This is a genomic window from Photorhabdus tasmaniensis, assembly GCF_011189505.1.
GTDB lineage: Bacteria > Pseudomonadota > Gammaproteobacteria > Enterobacterales > Enterobacteriaceae > Photorhabdus > Photorhabdus tasmaniensis.
In genome coordinates this window covers 1-867 of record NZ_PUJU01000173.1, presented here as the reverse complement: position 1 = coordinate 867, position 867 = coordinate 1, and the positions used below count along the sequence as shown (strand labels likewise).

Below are 867 nucleotides of genomic sequence, written 5' to 3'. Positions count from 1 at the left end.
GGCACAGCCAACCCAGGATACCAGGGTTGCCCTTCGTCCAGTTCTCCGTCAAACTGGGCCAAAACAGGTAAAAAATGAAATAACGCAGCGTAAAACACCACCGTGTTCCATATCACACTTTGTTCTGCCTGCGTCTCAGGGGTCACACCCGGTGGTAACATCTGTCCTTTTGCCAGACGTACCGCAAAGGCAGTACATTGCAGAGTCACATCAATCAAGCCGCCCTGATGGGCATAAGGCCCCTGTGGTGCTGCCGGAAGTTGTTGCATCAATGCAACACACTCATGTAACGGAGTCAGCCACAGCGCCTGATAGTGTGTTTGGGGTAATGCGCTATTGTCCCACAGACACTGTAAACACTGCCGTCGCCGGGCAGTATCCAGCAACAGTCTGGACTCAGACGGCAAAAAGTAGCCTGCTTTGACCGTTTCTGGGATGGCTGTGGGTTGTGGAAGTGACTTTTTTCCTGCGGAGGTTCCCGCCAGCAGGATTTTAATTTTTTTCAACACGATTAATCTCCTCTTTTTTCCCAAAACCCTAATACATCCTCTGACAGGGACAAGGCAAAACTCTTTTCCGGGAATAAAAATTAATCGATGAAAACCGCACGCAATGATTCAAACGTTCCCAATTCCGTCACGGGTAAACGAAGCGTGTATCCGGTTATTTCGTTGAATCAGTCATGATAAGTACAAAAGGCACATGGCGGCTCATGCAAGAAAGGATTAAGGGAAATAGAATGTGTCCAGTGCATCTGGGAGGCACTGCCGATTCAGACCAAAACGTGTCAGGGATAAACAAAACAACTTCAATCGATTTATTTCTCATCTCCGTCCTGTTGGATAAAACTCCGGCCCAAGAGCCGGA

At 48.4% G+C, this 867-nt stretch carries 1 protein-coding gene; it reads right to left on the bottom strand.

What is annotated here, in order from left to right; all coding sequences use genetic code 11:
- The coding region (locus tag C5471_RS23380) for a TraI domain-containing protein (protein ID WP_339959328.1) at positions 1–509 on the bottom strand (509 nt) is incomplete at its 3' end.
- Between the last annotated feature and the right edge of the window lie 358 nt (positions 510–867).